Source organism: Marinicella rhabdoformis (genome assembly GCF_009671245.1).
Lineage (GTDB): Bacteria > Pseudomonadota > Gammaproteobacteria > Xanthomonadales > Marinicellaceae > Marinicella > Marinicella rhabdoformis.
Map to the genome: position 1 here is coordinate 19,245 of NZ_VTFS01000005.1, position 18,543 is coordinate 37,787.

Below are 18,543 nucleotides of genomic sequence, written 5' to 3' on the forward strand. Positions count from 1 at the left end.
CAAAGCATACAATAATATCAGTTCACAAATGATTTAATTGGGCTTTTTGTAAATCGCCTCAATGAAAATCTACAGACCAACAACAGAATCAAGGCTATAACTGCGGTCATTATCAAAAATATCGATAGCCACCAAGTAACAGAAGGAATTACACCAGACATAACGCCCCAGTTTAGACTATACATGTAAAGCATAAAAAGTATGATGCAACTGAATACCAAGCCTTTTAGAATATAACTTAAAACGTCTTTTATTATCATAACTAACATGTGTTTGTATTTTCCACCAATGGCGAGCCTTACGCCAATCTCATACTGCCTTAACACCACAGAATAGTTAATTACCCCAAACAAACCCATAACAGCCATTAAAACAACGGCCACTAAACTGTAAATAGCCAGTTTTATACCAACGAGTTGCATAAACTGGGTGTTTGCCAATTGTGCTTCTAAAGAATCGTAGAGAAATACATCAACATGAGCACTGGTGCCGGAAACCGACTCTACTAATTGCTTTCTAGAAAGCGTTTTTCCAGTTTTTAACTTGATTACAAAATTGAAACCAGACTCAGATGCGATCAAATAAGCCCTTGGTTTTTTCGCTTTTTCATTTGGAAAGTCGACATCATTCACCACACCTTTAACTGTATAATTGGTTTTACCCCGCTTGAGTTGTAACCCAATAACTTTCTTCTCTTTTTCAAGTTTTTGAGCCAAGGCTTCATTGACCAGCATCACTTTATTATTATTTCTAACATCTGATGATGTAAAGTTTTCTCCTGCAATCAAATGTTGGCCAACCATGTCGATATACTTGTGATCAATTCTTTTGATGGCAATTGGATAATTTTCACCTGTTAACGATGAAGATACATTTGTTTCTATGAATTTTTGTAGTGGTGAATGAGATTGACTGACCAGCTCAACCATCGGAAGACTTGAAAGCTTGTCTTTTTGAGCCATCGCTTCAGCCTTTAAAAACTCAGGGGAGCTGTCGTCAAAATCTGAATATATTAAATAAGCATTGCTTAAATTATTGACATTAAACCCTTTGTCTTTTAATACTTGGTCATAATTTGTTTTAAAAACAAGCAAACAAATTACAATCAAACTTGAAGCCAAGGTGACTTGACTGACTATCAACACCCCCCTGACTTTTGTTGGTATTTGAATTCCAGCTCCTTTTCCACTGGCTATATATGACTTTAGTTTGTCATAATTTATCATGCTGACTGCCGCTTTGGAAAACACCCAAGCCAACATCACAACAATGAAAACCGCTGAAGCCAAGGTCGCATAATTTATTTTTAAAGCCACAATTCTTGGCAATACCATCGCGAAATTATTTTTTAAATAAACCATACCCACATGGCTCAGCAACAAGCCAACAAGGGTTGAAAAAAGCACCAATACCGTTGCTTCAACTAATACCAGCTTGAAAAGATCGCTCTGTTTAGCGCCCACAACAGCCCTTATTGCCCAGCTGCTTTGTTGTTGCGCCACACGAGATAAATACAAATTCACTATGTTCACACAAGCAATCAGCAACAGTCCAACCACAGCAACTAGTATCATTAAAACCACACGATCACTGTCTCCCACTATCTTTTCTTTCAGGCTTTGTGTTACCACAGCCGTACGCCAACTAGAGTAATTATCTAAACCACCCACGACTTCTGATTGCCATTTATTATTTAAGTCCTCGCTTATTCTTTCAGTCAAAACATCCCTTTCAGCTCTGTTCATTCGCATAACCAAATGGGCAGAATCGACATTGTTGCTCCACCCCCAATAATTCAATGCCAAATTGAATTGCCAAGGCACCCATATATGGGTCTTTCTGCCTATTTGATGTAACTGGGGTTCATTAAAATTTTCTGCTACCACTCCCACAATTTTGAACTGTTTTTTTCCAGCAAATTTTATTTTTACTCCTAAAATATCATCCCTTAAATCATAAAGGTTTTTCCATGTTTCATAACTGATAACCACATTGTGCTGCTGTTCAGCCAAGCCTTCAGCATCTGATAAAAACCTGCCTTTAGCCATAGCCACACCGAAAATCTTGCCGTATTCTGGCGTTGTGTAATTAATGAACACCATTGACTGCTCTTCATGTGAAGTTATGATGTCTTGGGCATAATCAACCATGGCTGCCTTACCTTTTACCAAAGCATTTTTATACACATGCTTAATAGAAGGAAATGTATAGTATCGCTTTTGCTCTGCACCAGATTCATCCAGATATACCTGATCTACAGCAAATAAACGCCCTTGCTCAGGATATGGTAACGGTTGTGTGACCAATAAATGATTCAGTGTTATGACACAAAGGAACATCGCCAAGGTAATTCCCAAGGTCAGTACAACCGTGAATGAAAATCCAGGAGTTCTTGCCAAGCTTCTTATACCAAATTTGATTCCCCCAAAGAAATTTTCTAATATTTTAATGCCCATCAATTTTTCCGTCTAACAACTGTAGTTGTGTCAAAGCCATCTGGGCATATTGCTGTTCATGAGTGACCAAACATATGGTTGTTCCTGCTTCATTTAATGCTTGTAACAAATTCATAATTTGTATACTTGTCTGCGTATCTAAATTACCAGTTGGTTCATCAACCAGTAAAATTGAAGGCTCAGTAACTAAAGCCCTGGCTATAGCAACCCGCTGCTGCTGCCCACCTGATAATTGATTGGGAAAATGCTGTGTACGCCCACTCAAACCCACCTGGCTTAAAACAGAATCAATCTTGTGTTTAACCTCTGCTCTCGTCATTTTTTGTGGGTGATACGTCAGCGGTAGCGACACATTCTCAAAGACAGATAATTCGTCAATCAAATTAAATGATTGAAAGACAAACCCAATGTACTGACACCTGATTTCAGCTGCTTGATCATGATTAAAACCAGATACATCTTGTCCATTTATTGAGTACAGTCCTGAATTAAATTCATCAAGCAAACCCATGATAGACAACAACGTTGATTTACCACAGCCTGATGGGCCAGAAAGAGACACATAGTCACCAGCATAAATTTTTAAATTGATGTTATTCAATGCATGGGTCTCAATTGTTTCTGTCTGATAAATTTTACAAATATTTTTTAATTCAATAATCACATCACTCATATCATTCTCACTTAGTTATTAATCACGACAGTGTCACTTTTATTTTTTGACAGCCCCGAGGTAATGAAAACATCTCCTTGATACGCCCCTTGGGTCAACTCGATGTATTGGCCACTTTCTTGACCAAAGGTTATTTTGTGCCTGATGGCCTGACCTGTTTCTTCTTGGTATTTATATAAATAGCCACTTGATTGCGCTTTGTAATTGATTGGTTTTTCTATATATAAAGCCTGCGCTAAAGTTTGTGTGGTGATTGATGCATCGACATTCAGGTTTAATCTTGCACTGTTTGGCAAGCTTTCTGGTAATAACACTTCAACTGTCACGTGGCCGTCAATTACATTAGGCTCTATTCTTGCCACAAGCCCTGAAATTTCATCTTGTCTCGTATCTATGGTCACAAACATGTTTTCCTGAACTTTATGAATGTCGCTCTGTGCCACCTGTATCGATGCCATTAAGCCACCCCCACCAATCAATGCAATGACGCTTCCTTTCATTACAGTTTGTCCAAGCTCCAATGGCAATTCCTGAATAACACCTTGACGACCTGCCAAAACTGTCAACTCAGACAATTTTTTATCTACCGCTGACAACTGAAGCTTTTTGAGTTTTATTTTTTCTTTCTGAATTAGAACAGATTCTTTTTGTAGCTCAATTAATTGCTCATAACTTTGATTATGAAATGACACTTGTTGTTTTAACTGAGACTCCTCAAGTTCTAGTTTGACAAAATTAAGTTTAGAGATGGTACCAGAAACTAACAAAGACTCAGTGGCGGTTCTTTGGTATTTAACCGATTCATACTTCGCCAATAGCTGTGCCTTTTGAAACTGTTCCTTTAGTAAGGCTCGCTTTTGATTTAACTTTTGCTCTTTTAAATTAGCTTCTGCTGTTGTAAGTTCTAATTCGATTGAATCTCTTTCGTGTACCAAATCAATATTTTCTAATTCAGCAATAACAGTATCAGGTTCTACATATTGACCCGTCTTATAGTGCAATCGCTTAACCGTGGCTTGAATTTTTGCAGTTATTAAATTTTGAGTAACTGGTTTTAAAACACCATAACCATTAACCGTCAGAGTTAAATCGTTTCTTTTTACTTGATCCAATGTCAAATCACTTAAATCAAAAGCAGGAATTGTATGGCGGTCTCTTAGCACAACATAAATCAAAACGACCAACACAAACACAATCAAATACTTTGGACTATAATTATTTTTTGGTTTTCCTTTTATCTTGTCCACAGCGCAACATACTTAGTTTTGAAATTGAGCTAAAGTTTGTCATGCTCAAACAGAGAACACCTGAGGAAAACACCTTCAAAAGGTGAGTAAATAATTCGCAAGATAAATTTATATTTATCTGTGGCTATAGCCCCGCAACAAAATCAATAAAACTTTGGCAATGCACATCAAGTGATGTTTCTGGCGTTATTGTGAATTGTTGGCTGTAAGTGACCAATGCGGTTTTTGCATCAATCAAGTTGAGCGTTAATCGCTGTCCAGTTGCTTGGTGCTCAATGCGGCTCTCTATAAACCACCTGACGCCGAATTCATGACTGAAATAGGGGAATGGACTGCCATTGTGTGATTGGACAGCGAATTGTGACAGGTAATTAATGTTGTCGTGCACTTTGGTGGCTTGCTTCAAGTGATGAGCCACATCGCTTACCGACTGACCATTTATAGCTGGGCTCACACTTTGCGTGGGCAGGATCACCACAGAAGTTCCAGTTGGCTGAAACCACCAATACAAGCCGGCCATCAAACTCCAAACCAACAGCAACAACAAGCCCAAAGCCCACAGCATCGGTTTCAGTTGCCGAGACCACAAGCTTTCTTTTTCATTGTTTGGCGCTTCACCTATGGACTTGTTGTCACCGTCGTTGTCATCATTGGGGTTAGTTTGATTCTCAGTCACATCTGACAACCAGCGGTACCCGACCTTAGGAATCGTACCTATCAATGGCGTCACTTCTGTCAATGGCTTGAGCTGCGCACGCAGATCAGAAATACACCGGGTCAAAGCATCGTCGCTGACCACTTGATTGGGCCAAACGGCATCGAATAACTGTTGGCGACTGACAGCTTTTCCTGCATTTTGAATCAACACCAACAACACACGACAGTTTACAGGGCTCAATCGCACACTGGCATCATTTCCTGTTGCATGGCGTACTTCACCTGTTTGTGTGTTGATCTGCAGCTGGGCAGAAAAATAGTTGTGTTGTCCCGTTTCATTCATGGGGCACAGTTTACCACCTGAGTGCGGCTTTTTTCAGTCACTCAGGCTTTGCTCACCCTTTACTCAGCCCACACAAAGGCGGCACTCAGCTTTCAATCAGGTGTTAAAATAACCTGCCATACATAATAGACGGCATGTTCAACAACCAATTGGAACCAATCATGAAAAAAATAAAGAAAACATTCTTTTATCTATTTGGCTTCGCCTTTTTACTCTTCGCCTTCACCGTCATTATCAATTTATCTGTTTTTGATGAAGAACTGTTACCCGAAGTCCAAGCCATCAAAGACATCAAAGCCCAACCCTATGGTGAGGACAATGCCTATCCTGCAATCATTGCCATCAATGGTGCATCTGGCCCTAGCCTACTACAAGCCACAAAAACCATACGTGACCACTTGAATCAACAAATCACGACAACTGGCATAGACTATTTATCAGATGCCGATTACAAAAATTTGATTGGCAAAGGCCATGATGACAGTTGGATAAACACCTACCACAGCTGCCGCTCACGAACAGATGATGGCTGTATGAACGCCTTGGTTAATGATTTATTGATTAATCCCATTACAGATCAGCGCTTACTTTCACAGTTACAACGCTATCAAAGTCTCCTTGGATTCAATGATTTCAGTGATGCACGTCAAATGTCATTTGACTCACCATTGATCGCATACGGACCCACCTTAAACCTTCAAAAATTGTTTTTAACTGATGCTTATATCAATCTAACAAGTGATGAATACCTGACACAATGGCACAATGATATGGTGTTTTGGCGCATGATCCTGAATAAAAGCCACCTTTTGATCTCAAAAATGATCGCTATCGCTGCGGTGTACACAGATATCGACAGTTTATCCACAGCCATCAAACACGGTGCTTTAAGTCAGCAACAGTTAAAACAACTACAAAGCAGTATTAAAACGCTCAGCCCAGCTGATATCAATATGGGCACCACCTTTGAGTATGAGTTTAAATACGGCATGAGCTTTATAGATGTTGCATTTGAGAGCGAAGAATATGACAGTCTGCTTGATGCGCTCTACAATATGTTCTATCAACAACATGCCACGCATAATATATCTTACTCAAAAGGCACAAAAAAATACAAAGAGGTCAGTAACTTAGATTCACGTTCTTTTTTCCTATACGCCAACAGCCATCAGCCAGAGATTGATTTTTCTTCTCCATTCACTTGGTCACCCACAACCCTTTACAACCCGATGGGAAAGCTGCTCATCAGTTATGCCTTACCCGCTTACAATGATTATATTGGACGCGGCCATGACTTAAACGGCATGTTTTATTTGCTGAAACTTCAAATTGAAATTGCACTGAACCCAGATAAAAGCGTTGAACAAGTGATTGCTCACTCTCAATACACCAACCCCTACACTTTGGAACCGATGCATTACAACAAAGACAGCCACAGCATTTACATTGACTGTATGGGCAAGCATTCTGTTTGTGAGTTGAGTTTGTAATTTAATATGTGTTGGGCATTAACAGCACGCTGTGCGTTATTTGCTTCGCAAAAAAGACACCCGCCTGCGCGGGTGTGACGGTAGGTATGTCATTCCCGAGACGTCGGGAATCTCTTTTTTATGTTTGACGCTGCTTATTGTTTGCTTTGTTAAAACCTGTAGTTGCTGGGTTTGCCCCAGCCATATTGTTTTTCATTGTTTTTTGTCAGTGAATAGCGCTATGCTTTGTTTTAGGTTACAAAGAGGGGTTTTTTATGAAGCAAGCTTTCAGGGTATTAATCATGGTGTTTGGATTGGGTCAATTGTTTTCATGTGGTCAAAACAACCAGCTCAGTGCCTGGTTGGAAAATGACAAGAAATTATCTCAACAGGACTCAACAGCCCTCTCCAAATGGTTGTTAGACAATGATTTAACAGCAGAAGACTTTAAAGTGAGTGAACCACCCAAGGGCCACAGTGGTGAGTTTTCAGTGGTCGTATCAGGTCAACACATTCAATCGATCAGAGCCAAAGGCGTCAAAAGTTTAAAAGGTTTGTCACAGTTAGCTGAACTGACTTCGCTGGATTTTAAAAACTTCAAACAAACCGACTTGTCAGATTGTCCTCCCCAGCTCAAATTGCTCGGGATTGCAGGCGATGAATTGCTTACATTAGACGGTGTCCAAAACTGTAAACAATTAGAACAAATCAAAACAGTTCACAGCGCAGTCAGTTCATTAGAGCCTTTGTTGGACTTACCCAAACTGACTTCAATCAAGATCAATTTCAGCCAGTTAAGCACCGTTGAGATTGGTCGCAGCGCGCCACTGTTAAAGTTCTTGGACTTAAGTCATAACCAAATCAATCACTTTGCTATCCATGCTGAATTACCACAGTTAGAGATACTGGTGCTGGACGATAACCAACTCACCAGCTGGAAACACAACCAAAACACACCGTTGTTAGTCGCCATATCGGTCAAAAATAACCGCATACAAGACTTGACCACAGTTGCGCCGATTAACAGCGTAAAGCGAATCAGTCTATCAGGCAATCCATTGCATGACTTAACCGCATTAACCGATTGGCCAAATTTAAAATCAATCGACTTTAAAGATAAATTAGCAGATTCATCCGCACCCATAAACCGCAAGATCCGTCATGCCAATGGTCCGCTTGAATTACAACTGGCCGAAGCGGAGTACCTCAAACAAAAGTATTTAGCTAACAGTGACTTCATTGAATCTTTGCCAGAGAAAACCGGCGGCCAAGCCTATGGCGTTGGTAAAAATATCAGCAGTCATTTCAATCTTCACAACAACCCCACGGTATCTGGCTCAATCAAGATAGACGACTTGAATGGACTGATGCGTTTACCGGTGGTCAGCACCGATGATCTGTTACAGTACCACCGAAAAATTGTGATGCGAGGTCAAGCTTCGGTCAAGCAAGGATCATTGAACATTTACAGTCCCACAGAAATAGACTTTTGGGACATGGCCAAGTTGTTTGTCGACACACCCATCAAACAAAGACCCAAAGACCGAGACGATTTGGTCATCAAAGGTTTTATAGTCAATCGGGTATCTCCTGGTGAAACAGTAGAGTTCAGTACAAATCTGGTTGCCATTGCCGGCAAATATCTTCTGCTACTGGGTCCAGAACAAGGTGAAGCTTCAGATATTCATCTTGAGTTTGAGTGAATAACCTGTGAGTGTTTCTGTCTGTGCATTTATTGAGTACCAACATAAAGGCTGTTGGCAATTATATAAAGCCATTGAATTGGCTGACCGAGAACCACCATACAACTTTGCACCAGACTCATGGGGCGAATACAACTTCAACATATACTACCAGCAATCAGGTGAAAAAGGATTACCAAAAGACCTCAGCATTGGACTCCAACAAACCATTGAAACACAGCTTGATCTTTACAATGATGACGCCTTGAACCGGCCTTCATGGATGTCGTTGGATGAATTGATCAATTTTTATCAGTCAGATGTGGATTATCAATACGCACATTTTGATCTTGAATACTTACAACAATTGAAAGACAAATTAAATGCGGACATACGCGTGGTGTGTTGGGCTGAGTGAGCTGTTTATTTCGCTCGACTCCTGAATCTTTGAAAGTTAAATGTCAGTAAACTCACGTTTAAATTGTTAAAAGCCAAGAATAACTAAAACAGGAGTCAATAATGAAAAGATTAATTTTAAGCCTAGCCGGCTTATTGGTGTTGCTAACCAGTGCTCAAGCAGCACTTATTTATGTTGATCGTGATGATGACCTGATTATCAATGGCGATGGTGGTTGTGATTTACGTGATGCGATTAATTCTGCCAATTTTAATTTGGCGTTTGATGATTGTAATGCGGGTGACGATGACTTGCTTGATTTGGTTTTGATTGATGTGGATGGACCCATTCAACTCAGTAATGGCATCGCTGTATTTGGCTCAACCTTGATCGGGCGCAATGGCCTCGGCCCCAGGCCTTTGATCATTGCAGCACCAAATAGCCGACATTTTGAGGTGTACAACGAAGATCCAGACGATGAATTTCTGATTGCGAATTTACACTTAAAGGGCGGTTTTGAAGCCACTGAAAATGGCGGTTCAATCTTGATTAACAGCGGTGATCGGGTTTCCATTGTTGGTACCATTTTTGAAGACAACCAAGCACTCAGCGGTGGGGCAATATATGCCACCGGTGCATTGGTTGATGATTTTGAAATTCTGCGTAATGAATTTATCAACAATACCGCAACCGGTGATGTTGATGATGTGGGTTCCGGAGGTGCATTCAGTGGCACCAATTCAGTGACTGGGGTGATGTTAATTGAGGACAATGTTTTTCGTGACAACATGGCAGGTATAGGTGGCGCCATGTACATCAGTGATGGTGGTGATGACATCACCCTCAGGCGCAATCAGTTTATCGCCAACGAATCTACCGGTAGCGGTGGTGCTTTGTATTTCAGTGCAAGAGAAGGCGGGCAAGATTTTAATATGCCTAACAACGTTTTAATGTTTAATACAGCAGCCAATAACGGCGGTGCCATGTTCAGCTTTGCCTCCAACAATTCAACCATAGAAATCACCAACAGCACATTGGCATTCAATGAAGCGGACATTGGTGGCGCCATCAGCACCAATGGTTCAAATTATCAAATCAGAGCCAGCACTTTGATTCACAACCGAGCCAATGATGGTTCTCAAGTTAACCGTTTGTTTAATACCGGTCTGATGGTTTTCTACAAAAGCATCATAGCCAACAATGGTCAACAAACTGATAACTGTACCGGTGGCGTTTTGGGTGGCCTTGGTGACAACATCGATTCGGATGGTAGTTGTGGTTTTGATCCACTAGACAACAACCAAGTGGCAGATCCAATGCTCAGTGGCATCAAAACTTATGACAATGGTTTTCCAGGTTTTGAACCGACTGTAAACTCGCCAGCACTGGACGTTGAGGACGATGCTTTTTGTTATGTTCCTCCTGGAATTGATTTAACTGAGGATCAAAATGGCAATCCCAGGAGTCTTGATGGTGATGATGATGGTACGGCCAGTTGTGATACAGGTGCCATTGAAGCACCCGCCAATACCGACTTAATTTATGCCGATCAGTTTGGTTTGTAATGTTGTTCGGTGGTTTGTAGCTGCAGGGCTAGTCCCTGCCTTGCACCACAACAGAAATCGATACAAAGTGATTTTCCTAATAGTAATAACACCCCTTTGTTGAAACATCACGCAAAGGCACCCGCAAGGGGTGCGGCTACGAGTTGATCTTATCGTAGCTGCAGGGCTTGCCCCGCATCAGAGATTAGAGATAAAGAAATTTTCTAAATAATCAGAACATGCATTCGTTTAAACAACACGCATAGGCACCCACATTGAGTGCAGCTACTGTGGCATGACAGTAGCTGCTTTTAGCATTCAGCGTGATTCCATCACGCCAGATGCAGCACCACTGAAAGGTGTGGTAATGCCTTGTTCTTGCATCAGTTTGGGTGATAATTTGCATGAGTTGGGACTGCCAAAGCGGCCTGGTTTAAAAGTCCAGACCACACAAGCATCAGCACCTTCGCAGGCTTTTAAGCATTGTGCGGCATCTGCAACTGAACCTTTTTCGGGCTGTGCCTCATTGGGCAGGTAGTATTGCTCGTGTTTGGCATCCGCTGGCATGCTGTAAATGGTGTCTTTTTCCATCGCATAAGCGGCCATTGTCGTAACAGCCAAAGCCAAAGTTATGATGCTTGCATTTATTGTTTTGATTTTCATAATGAATCTCCTCGTATTGTTAAAAGGTAGGGTTGACATAAAAGTAGCTCTTTACTGACAAATGATGCCATCAAAGCCGTCGTTAAAAATGTAGTCATCCACCGCCAGTTGATTGATGGTGATGACTTCTTGTCGTTCTATTGGAACCTGAAGATCTGCTCCGCCCACCACTTCGTTTAAATAGATCCCTGGCACCATGGCTGAATGATTGATGGCAACGGTGAATGGAACAACTGCTTGAGTGAAGCCGATTTCATCAGATGGTGAAAAACCGCAAGAACTGTCTGGATTATCACAACTCAAGCCCACTTCATCGCCCCAGCCATTAACCGCTTCGGCTTCACAATTCAAAGTGCAGCTTAAAACTGATGTGGTGGTGATTTTGGTGTTGCGGCAGGTGATGGAAAAGTCAGGTTGACCGGCCAAAGTGAACCCGGGTGAAAACTCAGAAGTTCTGCCACCACCTTCAGTGGCGGTGGTTACGATCACATCACCTTCACTGATGGGTGCCGCAGCGGATAAGGTTCTGGCCACAGGGTTGCCTGCCAGCCATTGAGACTCTGTGAACGTGGTGCTGGCCAGCCAGGTTTGACCTTCTTCACCATCACTGTCAGCGGCATAGACATCAACCGTTATCGGGTAATCACTGGCACCATTGTGGCTGTCGATTTGGTAATTCAAATTGATGCGATTACCGCTGGGGTCGTGTTGAGCACTGTTGATGTCTGGAAAGTTTTGTAAGCGGTTGGCGCCCGAATCAAAATCACCCGGGTCATTGGGCGTGAAGCCATCAGACTCTAAGTCGATGCCTTCATTTTCATTGTTGTGGATGCTGTTGTAGCGCAGCTCAATCACATTGTTGCTGAAATTACTGATTAATACACCACACCCGCTGGTTGGGCCACATTGATTGTATGCAATGGTGTTACCCTCACCAGGTTTGCCCACCTTGGTGTCGATGGCAATACCTGATGCGCGTATGCCTGCACTGTGATTGGGTAAAGGCGTTACCCCATCTTCTGCCACCCCGATGAAATTACTGATGATATCCACTCTTCTTAAGGGTGAATTAGAACTGGTAGATAGCAACAAACCAGTACCTGAGTTTCCTGATATGATGTTTTTTTCTACAACCACATCACGACCTCTTGATAAAACAATACCTTCTCTATTGGGCAATGCGACCATGCCTGACAAGTCTGTGCCAATCAAGTTGTTGGTAATTTTTAAGTTAAGCTCTTGGTCTGGAGAGATATGAATGCCATTGATGTTATTGCCAGAAATCAAATTACCCAACCCAGGAAGGTTAGCACCAATCATCACATTAGAATGAATCCTTGATGACAAGAATATACCTGTGGTGTCATTGGGCACAGCCAAATCACCTTCAGGATTGGTGCCAATTTTATTACCAAAAACACCAACAGACCCTTCGGACAAATAATAGTCAAACTGAATACCATTGACTAAATTTCCTGATATAACATTGCCCTCAGTTGGCATGTAACCACCGATGACATTGTTTTCACCTTCGTTAGTTGTGACAATGATGCCGAATTTATTGGGCGCGCTGGCTTGTCCATAGGGCATGTTCAATCCTATCCATGAGCTGATGATTTTGTTATTAAAACCATGGTCTTCGTAACTGCCGGTAAAATAACCCATCCTGACTCCGGCATTATACCAATTGGTCACAGACAGGGCTTTTATGTGGCTGTTTTCCAATAAAGTGAGCCCATCTAAGGTGTCATAAGGACCCGCGTTTTGATCTCCTGCCAGTGATCCATCAATCACAATGGTTGGGTTTCCAGCTGTTGATGTGCCTGCCGTTGAGCCGTCAATGGTGATGTCAATCAGGCTGGGTAATTCTGAAGTGGGTTGTATCATCCAATATTGAAAAGCCGAAGCACCTGAACCACCTGAAAAATAGTTTTCATTGATGGGGTCGGCTGGGATATCAAATGATATGGTGTCGGCTTCCGGTGTCGCCAATGCCGCAAGAATGGCGCCCCTTAAGGTACATGCTGTTTGGTTACAAGGGTTACCATCTGCAGTTGAATCTACAGTAAAGTTGGCTGCGGGACTCGATACCGCCCAAAGTAACAAAGTCATAGTCATAGTCATAATATTTTTCATAAATCACCTCTGATTTTTAATGTCATACCCCTATAAACAAGCGTGAGCATGATTGACTGACAAATATTTTTATTATTTTGGCTGCAGACCGTGACTTATGAACCAATGACATTGCCATTTGGTAATGTATTTGTAGCTGCAGGCCAGTCTTATAGCAACATGCTCCCCTGCCATGCCCCGCATCAGAGGTTCTGTGCAAAGTGTCACTCAATAAAAAATATAACCCTTCGATGAAACGCCGCACAAAAGCACCTGCACGGACGTACAACTGCGGGTGGGGTTAAGGTCATGGTTTGCGCTGCGTTGTTAACTGGGCAGCCTCGGGGAGTTATTTTTTAGCTAAATCTTCGATTCGCTGTTTCATCACGTCATCAACCACACCTTTGGCACCGGTTGCTTTGTCTATCAAAACAATGCGACCCGAACCCAAACTGGCTGCGGTTTGTTGTTGTTTGCTGAAAATACCGTATTGCATCATAAAACCATATTCATGGATTTCAGTCACGGCTGTTCCTACTGTAATTTGATCCGGGTAAAAAAGCGGCCTGCGGAATTTACATTGTGTTTCTGCCAATATCGGCGCCAGGTGTTTGTGACTCATCAGTTCCAATGACTCAAAATAAGCCAAGCGAACAGATTCAAAATAACGGAAATACATGACGTTATTAACATGGCCAAAGGCGTCCATGTCGCCCCATTGAACAGGTAATGTGATTTGGGTAGGGAAAGCTTGGTCAAATTCTTCGCGGGTTCTCATGATTCATGATTATTTTATTAAAGCCGCATCTTGCCATGAATTTAAGCGACCAACAAGTCCGATTAAAACTGCTTGAACTCCAACTTCATTTGAACATCATGCCTGTCTCTAGGTACTTTTTAAGCTCAGTTTCTGGATCGATCATTTTGGCTTTTTGACACACGTTTTCAATACACATGGCTTCATATTGATAGGGATCATAAGGCATGCTACAAACAATTTCTGATTGGTAGAAACAAGATTCATCATACTCTTTTTTCAAAATATCAATTTTTATAGCGCTTGCATTATTGATGACATAATTCCCACAGCCTCCCCCGTAAGGCTTCAACTGACAATCCGCATGAGATTGGCAACTGTGATTTTGTTTCATTAATTGCTTAATTTGAATACCTTTTTCACTGTTACAGTCTTTTAAATTAAGCGCTTTTTCATCAATAAAAGTGATACTTCCTTCTGGTTCTGGTTTTAGAATCGTAACTGGCGAATCAAACAATTCAAACATGCCCAGTGAAAAAGCGACCAAGCCCAATAAAGCCAGTACAGTCATTGCGATGTATTTCATTCCATTCCTTCAAAAGTCAGTCAGGGGATTAGGCAAGTAAACATCGTTTAGGTTCCACAGCTTACAAATACCGAAGTTTATTTGGTGTTTATGATGAACTCTTTGGGATCCGCCTTGAGCTCAATGACCCTTGATTTCTCACATTGATTTTTAATACACAAGGCTTGGTATTTGAAAACATCAGCAGCTATTGAACAACTTATTTTTAAGGTATCAACGCATGATGCGTTTTTATTCAGCCAATCATCTATTTTTGATCCATTGACTTTACTGGTAATAAAAGTACCACAACCTTGAGCAACAGATTTAAGCTCACAGTCTTCATGACGCTGACAAGTTTGCGGTCCTTCTTGTAATTCTAATATGGATTCTTGAATTAAAGAACCACAGACCTCAACAACCCGCCCTTCTTCTGACTTGATATCAGCTTTTGGCTCTGTTTTTGACACAGTCTCAGCATGGGTCTCCAGTTGATGCACAATTTTTTCTGCTGGCTCTTGCTCAGAATCAACCGATGAGCTGTCCATTAAGTCGATAACAAACAATGAAATTGCACCCAACGTCAATACAGAAACCAAGGCCAAAAGTATGTATTTCATGATGATTTCAAAATCCCTTCCAGTTGATCAATCTTTTGCCAATGCTCACCACAAACATAACGAGGTATCGCCCAAATGTCACTGTCTTTGCTGACATGACTAGGCTCGGTAGTGAATGCCGCTTTAAGGCCAATTTTTTCTGCATTTTGGGGCAGATATTGCGTTTTAAGGTAATCGCTGAAGTTACCATAAGGGTAAGCAAAATACCTCGATTTTAAATTCAGGGTTTGATTAAGGTATTCTTGAGATTGTTGCAACTGATGGTCACAACTCGGTGCATCATTGACTTCCCTGAATGATTTTTCCCGACTGAAATCACGGTGAAAGGTGACGTGATTGTGGTCCCAACTGTGATTTTCAATCGCCATCACACCTGATGCTTGTGCTTTTTGCCACCAATCATCTTTCCACCAACCCAAGCCCGCCAAACAGGTTTTATCCAACTCTTCACGACCTTCGGGTGAAACGATGACAAAACTGCTGATGTGAACTTTTGAGCCAGTGGCTTGTTGGTGGTCTTTGAGGATGTTGAAAAAACTGCGTTGTAATCCAAAATGAGGGTGTTCAATGTCGTGGTAATCAAACCACGACCCATCATCACAGGTCAAAACCACGGCATGCTCAACGTTAACATCAACGGCTTGACCTTGGTGCCATTGCATCAATTGATCCAATGAAATTACTTGAAGCCCTAGTTTTTCAATCAGCTTGAGGTCAGCTGCCAAAGCGACATGGTCATTGTTATGGTATGCATTACCCAGCACGTTGTTGCTGTGGTAAGTCAAAATAGGTACTTCAACCATCGACCTTATAACATGCCAGTTTCTAATTTCGCCGCTTCAGACATCATTGAAGAATCCCAAGGTGGATCAAAAACAATCTGGCAATCTACTTTCTTGATGTTGGGAATCAATTTGATTTTGGCCGAAGCATCTGAAACCAACACATCACCCATACCACAACCAGGTGCTGTTAAAGTCATGTCCATGCTGACAATAAACCCGTCAACCGCTTGCTCAACGATACATTCATAAACCAATCCTAACTCGACTATATCGACTGGGATTTCAGGGTCATAGACGTTGCGTAACTGATTCCAGACTGCCTCTTCTACATCGGCTTTGTTGGCGTTTTCGGGTAACTTTGGTGTCGGCAAGGGTTCTTTGCCTAAGGCATCGGCATTGTGTCCCAAAACCATGAACATACTGCCATCAACAAAAATGGTGAAACTGCCACCCAAGGCCTGGGTGATATATCCCACCACACCGGCTGGCAATTCGATTGTTTCACCGGTTGGCACTGTGATGGCTTCTACATCACGTTCTAATTTGAATGGTTCACTGGTCAAGCTGTACATGACATTCTGGCGTTTTAAAGCAGCGGATTTTACCATGATTAGAAAGGCAAATGCGTTTGATTCAATCACAGTGGCTTGCGATTTTGATAAATTTGATTCACATCATGCTATTTATTCATCACTACGTATTGATTCGTACAACATATGTAATACAATATTCTTTTTGCTTTTAGCTTTGATATGAATTTTGCTCGCTCTTTATGCCTCACTCTGGTCTTCGCCTCTTTCACAGCCATGGCCTGTTTTACACCACAACGATCTGCTGTACTCAATAAATCCTATCCTGACACCAATTTCAGTAAAATGATGCATGAAATGCACAGCCAGCCATATAAAGGGTATCAGTTCAAAGGCGTTACAAAATGCATCAACGGCAAAGCAGACATATATGATTGCCATAATGTCGACTTGATTGGCCATTTGAATTTGAATGAAATTGGCGGTGGCCAAGGATCTGACAGCTGGGGCTGGAAAGACCAAAATTCAGGACGCTATTTTGCCTTGGTGGGTCGCTCCAATGGCACCTCTTTTGTTGAAATTACAGATCCTGCATCACCCATATATCTGGGCAATTTACCCAGCCCCAACGGTACAGCCAGTGCTTGGAGGGATATAAAGACCTACCAGAACTATGCCTATATCGTTGCCGACGACATAGAGGATCATGGGATGCAAGTGTTTGATTTAAACCAGTTATTAAACCACTCAGGTGAGCCCAAAACCTTTTCACCTTTGTTAAATTACCGTCAGCAAGGTTTTCAATACGCCCATAACATCCACATCAATGAAGCTACAGCTTATGCTTACATTTTAGGTGCAAACACCTGTGCAGGTGGCTTGGTGGCAGTTAACTTAAACAATCCGAGTGCTCCTGAATATGCAGGTTGTTATGCACAAGATGGCTACACCCATGATGTGCAATGCGTTATATATACAGGTCCAGATATTGAGCATAAAAATAAAGAAATATGTTTTGCCAGTAATGAGGATACCCTGACCATTGTGGATGTCAGCAATAAAAACAACATGGTCTATTTATCCCGTACCAATTACCCCGGTGCTCAGTATGTTCATCAAGGTTGGCTTTCTGATGACCAAAAGCATTTTGTTTTAGATGATGAGCTGGATGAGTTGGCCAGAGGCGGAAGCAGACCAGACGAAGCACGGACCTATGTCATGGACTTGACCAATTTAGACAGCCCCAACTATATTGGCTTCCATAAAGCCACAGGAAAATCGATTGATCACAACCAATACATTGTCAATAACCACAGTTACCAAGCCAATTATTCTGAGGGACTGAGGGTAATACATTTAGATAATTTGTCACAAGCCGAGATGTCTGAAGTGGCTTTTTTTGATACCCACCCAAATAACCCTGCCGTATCTAATTTCAGTGGTGCATGGAATGTGTATCCGTTTTTTGATAATGGCATGGTGCTGGTTTCGGACATCAATCGTGGCATATTTATCTTAAAGCCAAACCTGCCACCTACCATCAATATCCACAGCTACCATACAGGTCTGTGGTTCAATACCGAACAATCAGGCCATGGTCTGAGCTTAGAAGTCTTGGCTGACAATCGCATGGCCGTTTATTGGTACACTTATGATAAAGATGGCAATCAAATGTGGTTGGTCGGTACAGGCACTTTTGAAGGCAACAAAGCGATTTTAGATGTCGCTCGAACCAGTCAAGCCATGTTTCCGCCTTTGTTCAATCCTGACGACTTGAATACAGAAATTTGGGGACAATTTGAAATAGAGTTCAGTGACTGCAATAACTTGAATTTCACATGGTTTCCCAATCAAGAATCAGGTTTCGATAGTGGTGAAATGACCATGACCCGTTTGACAGAAATCCCAGGTTTGAGTTGCCAAAACAACGATAACTGAACCAGCTGAACCTGATTCAGTGATGCAATTGGCAATTCAGCACGTGCCAATTGCATTTTTTTTAACCTCATTTAAAAATAACACAGTTATATAAAAGAGGTG

The 18,543-nt window shown here is 41.7% G+C and carries 16 protein-coding genes; 5 read left to right on the forward strand and 11 right to left on the reverse strand.

Features of this window, described 5'->3' with window-relative positions; genetic code table 11:
* Positions 1–17: 17 nt before the first annotated feature.
* From FET73_RS11885 to FET73_RS11900, 4 genes are all read right to left on the reverse strand, one after another.
* Positions 18–2,456, reverse strand: coding sequence for an ABC transporter permease (locus FET73_RS11885; protein ID WP_154224184.1), 2,439 nt, complete (start codon positions 2,454–2,456; stop codon positions 18–20).
* The gene (locus tag FET73_RS11890; RefSeq protein ID WP_154224185.1) at positions 2,446–3,129 is read right to left on the reverse strand and encodes an ABC transporter ATP-binding protein; all 684 of its coding nucleotides are present in this window, start codon (positions 3,127–3,129) and stop codon (positions 2,446–2,448) included. The genes FET73_RS11885 and FET73_RS11890 overlap by 11 nt, the downstream gene beginning before the upstream one ends.
* Before the next feature lie 11 nt (positions 3,130–3,140).
* Positions 3,141–4,241, reverse strand: coding sequence for an efflux RND transporter periplasmic adaptor subunit (locus FET73_RS11895; protein ID WP_218944324.1), 1,101 nt, complete (start codon positions 4,239–4,241; stop codon positions 3,141–3,143).
* Positions 4,242–4,500: 259 nt separating this feature from the next.
* Positions 4,501–5,376 carry a winged helix-turn-helix domain-containing protein gene (locus FET73_RS11900; protein WP_154224187.1) on the reverse strand — a complete coding sequence of 292 codons (876 nt, stop codon included), beginning with the start codon at positions 5,374–5,376 and terminating at the stop codon, positions 4,501–4,503.
* A gap of 161 nt (positions 5,377–5,537) precedes the next feature.
* On the opposite strand from FET73_RS11900, the gene FET73_RS11905 reads away from it, so the two are divergent.
* The 4 genes from FET73_RS11905 (at position 5,538) to FET73_RS11920 (ending at position 10,489) form a co-directional block, all read left to right on the forward strand.
* Positions 5,538–6,866 (forward strand): hypothetical protein, encoded by a 1,329-nt coding sequence (locus tag FET73_RS11905; RefSeq protein ID WP_154224188.1) that lies wholly within the window; start codon positions 5,538–5,540, stop codon positions 6,864–6,866.
* A gap of 254 nt (positions 6,867–7,120) precedes the next feature.
* The gene (locus tag FET73_RS11910) at positions 7,121–8,548 is read left to right on the forward strand and encodes a leucine-rich repeat domain-containing protein (RefSeq protein ID WP_154224189.1); all 1,428 of its coding nucleotides are present in this window, start codon (positions 7,121–7,123) and stop codon (positions 8,546–8,548) included.
* Between the two features lie 7 nt (positions 8,549–8,555).
* On the forward strand, positions 8,556–8,945 hold the full coding sequence (locus tag FET73_RS11915; protein WP_154224190.1) for a hypothetical protein: 390 nt from the start codon (positions 8,556–8,558) through the stop codon (positions 8,943–8,945).
* A 101-nt stretch (positions 8,946–9,046) separates the two neighbouring features.
* A complete protein-coding gene (locus FET73_RS11920) occupies positions 9,047–10,489 on the forward strand; it encodes a hypothetical protein (protein ID WP_154224191.1) in 1,443 nt (480 codons plus the stop codon).
* Positions 10,490–10,786: 297 nt separating this feature from the next.
* On the opposite strand, the gene FET73_RS11925 is transcribed toward FET73_RS11920, so the two are convergent.
* The 7 genes from FET73_RS11925 to sufT all read right to left on the reverse strand — a co-directional run bounded on the left by FET73_RS11925 (position 10,787) and on the right by sufT (position 16,545).
* On the reverse strand, positions 10,787–11,131 hold the full coding sequence (locus FET73_RS11925) for a PAN/Apple domain-containing protein (protein WP_154224192.1): 345 nt from the start codon (positions 11,129–11,131) through the stop codon (positions 10,787–10,789).
* 51 nt (positions 11,132–11,182) lie between these two features.
* The gene (locus FET73_RS11930; protein WP_154224193.1) at positions 11,183–13,267 is read right to left on the reverse strand and encodes a right-handed parallel beta-helix repeat-containing protein; all 2,085 of its coding nucleotides are present in this window, start codon (positions 13,265–13,267) and stop codon (positions 11,183–11,185) included.
* Positions 13,268–13,595: 328 nt separating this feature from the next.
* Complete coding sequence (locus FET73_RS11935) at positions 13,596–14,024, reverse strand: acyl-CoA thioesterase (RefSeq protein ID WP_154224194.1); 429 nt, start codon at positions 14,022–14,024, stop codon at positions 13,596–13,598.
* 85 nt (positions 14,025–14,109) lie between these two features.
* Entirely contained in the window at positions 14,110–14,589 is a 480-nt protein-coding gene (locus FET73_RS11940) for a hypothetical protein (protein ID WP_154224195.1), read from the reverse strand.
* A 77-nt stretch (positions 14,590–14,666) separates the two neighbouring features.
* Positions 14,667–15,188, reverse strand: coding sequence for a hypothetical protein (locus tag FET73_RS11945; RefSeq protein ID WP_154224196.1), 522 nt, complete (start codon positions 15,186–15,188; stop codon positions 14,667–14,669).
* Positions 15,185–15,991, reverse strand: coding sequence for a polysaccharide deacetylase family protein (locus tag FET73_RS11950; RefSeq protein ID WP_154224197.1), 807 nt, complete (start codon positions 15,989–15,991; stop codon positions 15,185–15,187). The genes FET73_RS11945 and FET73_RS11950 overlap by 4 nt, the downstream gene beginning before the upstream one ends.
* A gap of 5 nt (positions 15,992–15,996) precedes the next feature.
* Positions 15,997–16,545: a putative Fe-S cluster assembly protein SufT gene (gene sufT, locus FET73_RS11955; RefSeq protein WP_154224338.1), complete on the reverse strand. Its 549-nt coding sequence runs from the start codon at positions 16,543–16,545 to the stop codon at positions 15,997–15,999.
* Positions 16,546–16,725: 180 nt separating this feature from the next.
* Here sufT and FET73_RS11960 point away from each other — a divergent pair, with 180 nt between their 5' ends.
* Complete coding sequence (locus FET73_RS11960) at positions 16,726–18,441, forward strand: choice-of-anchor B family protein (RefSeq protein ID WP_154224198.1); 1,716 nt, start codon at positions 16,726–16,728, stop codon at positions 18,439–18,441.
* The last annotated feature ends 102 nt before the right edge of the window (positions 18,442–18,543 follow it).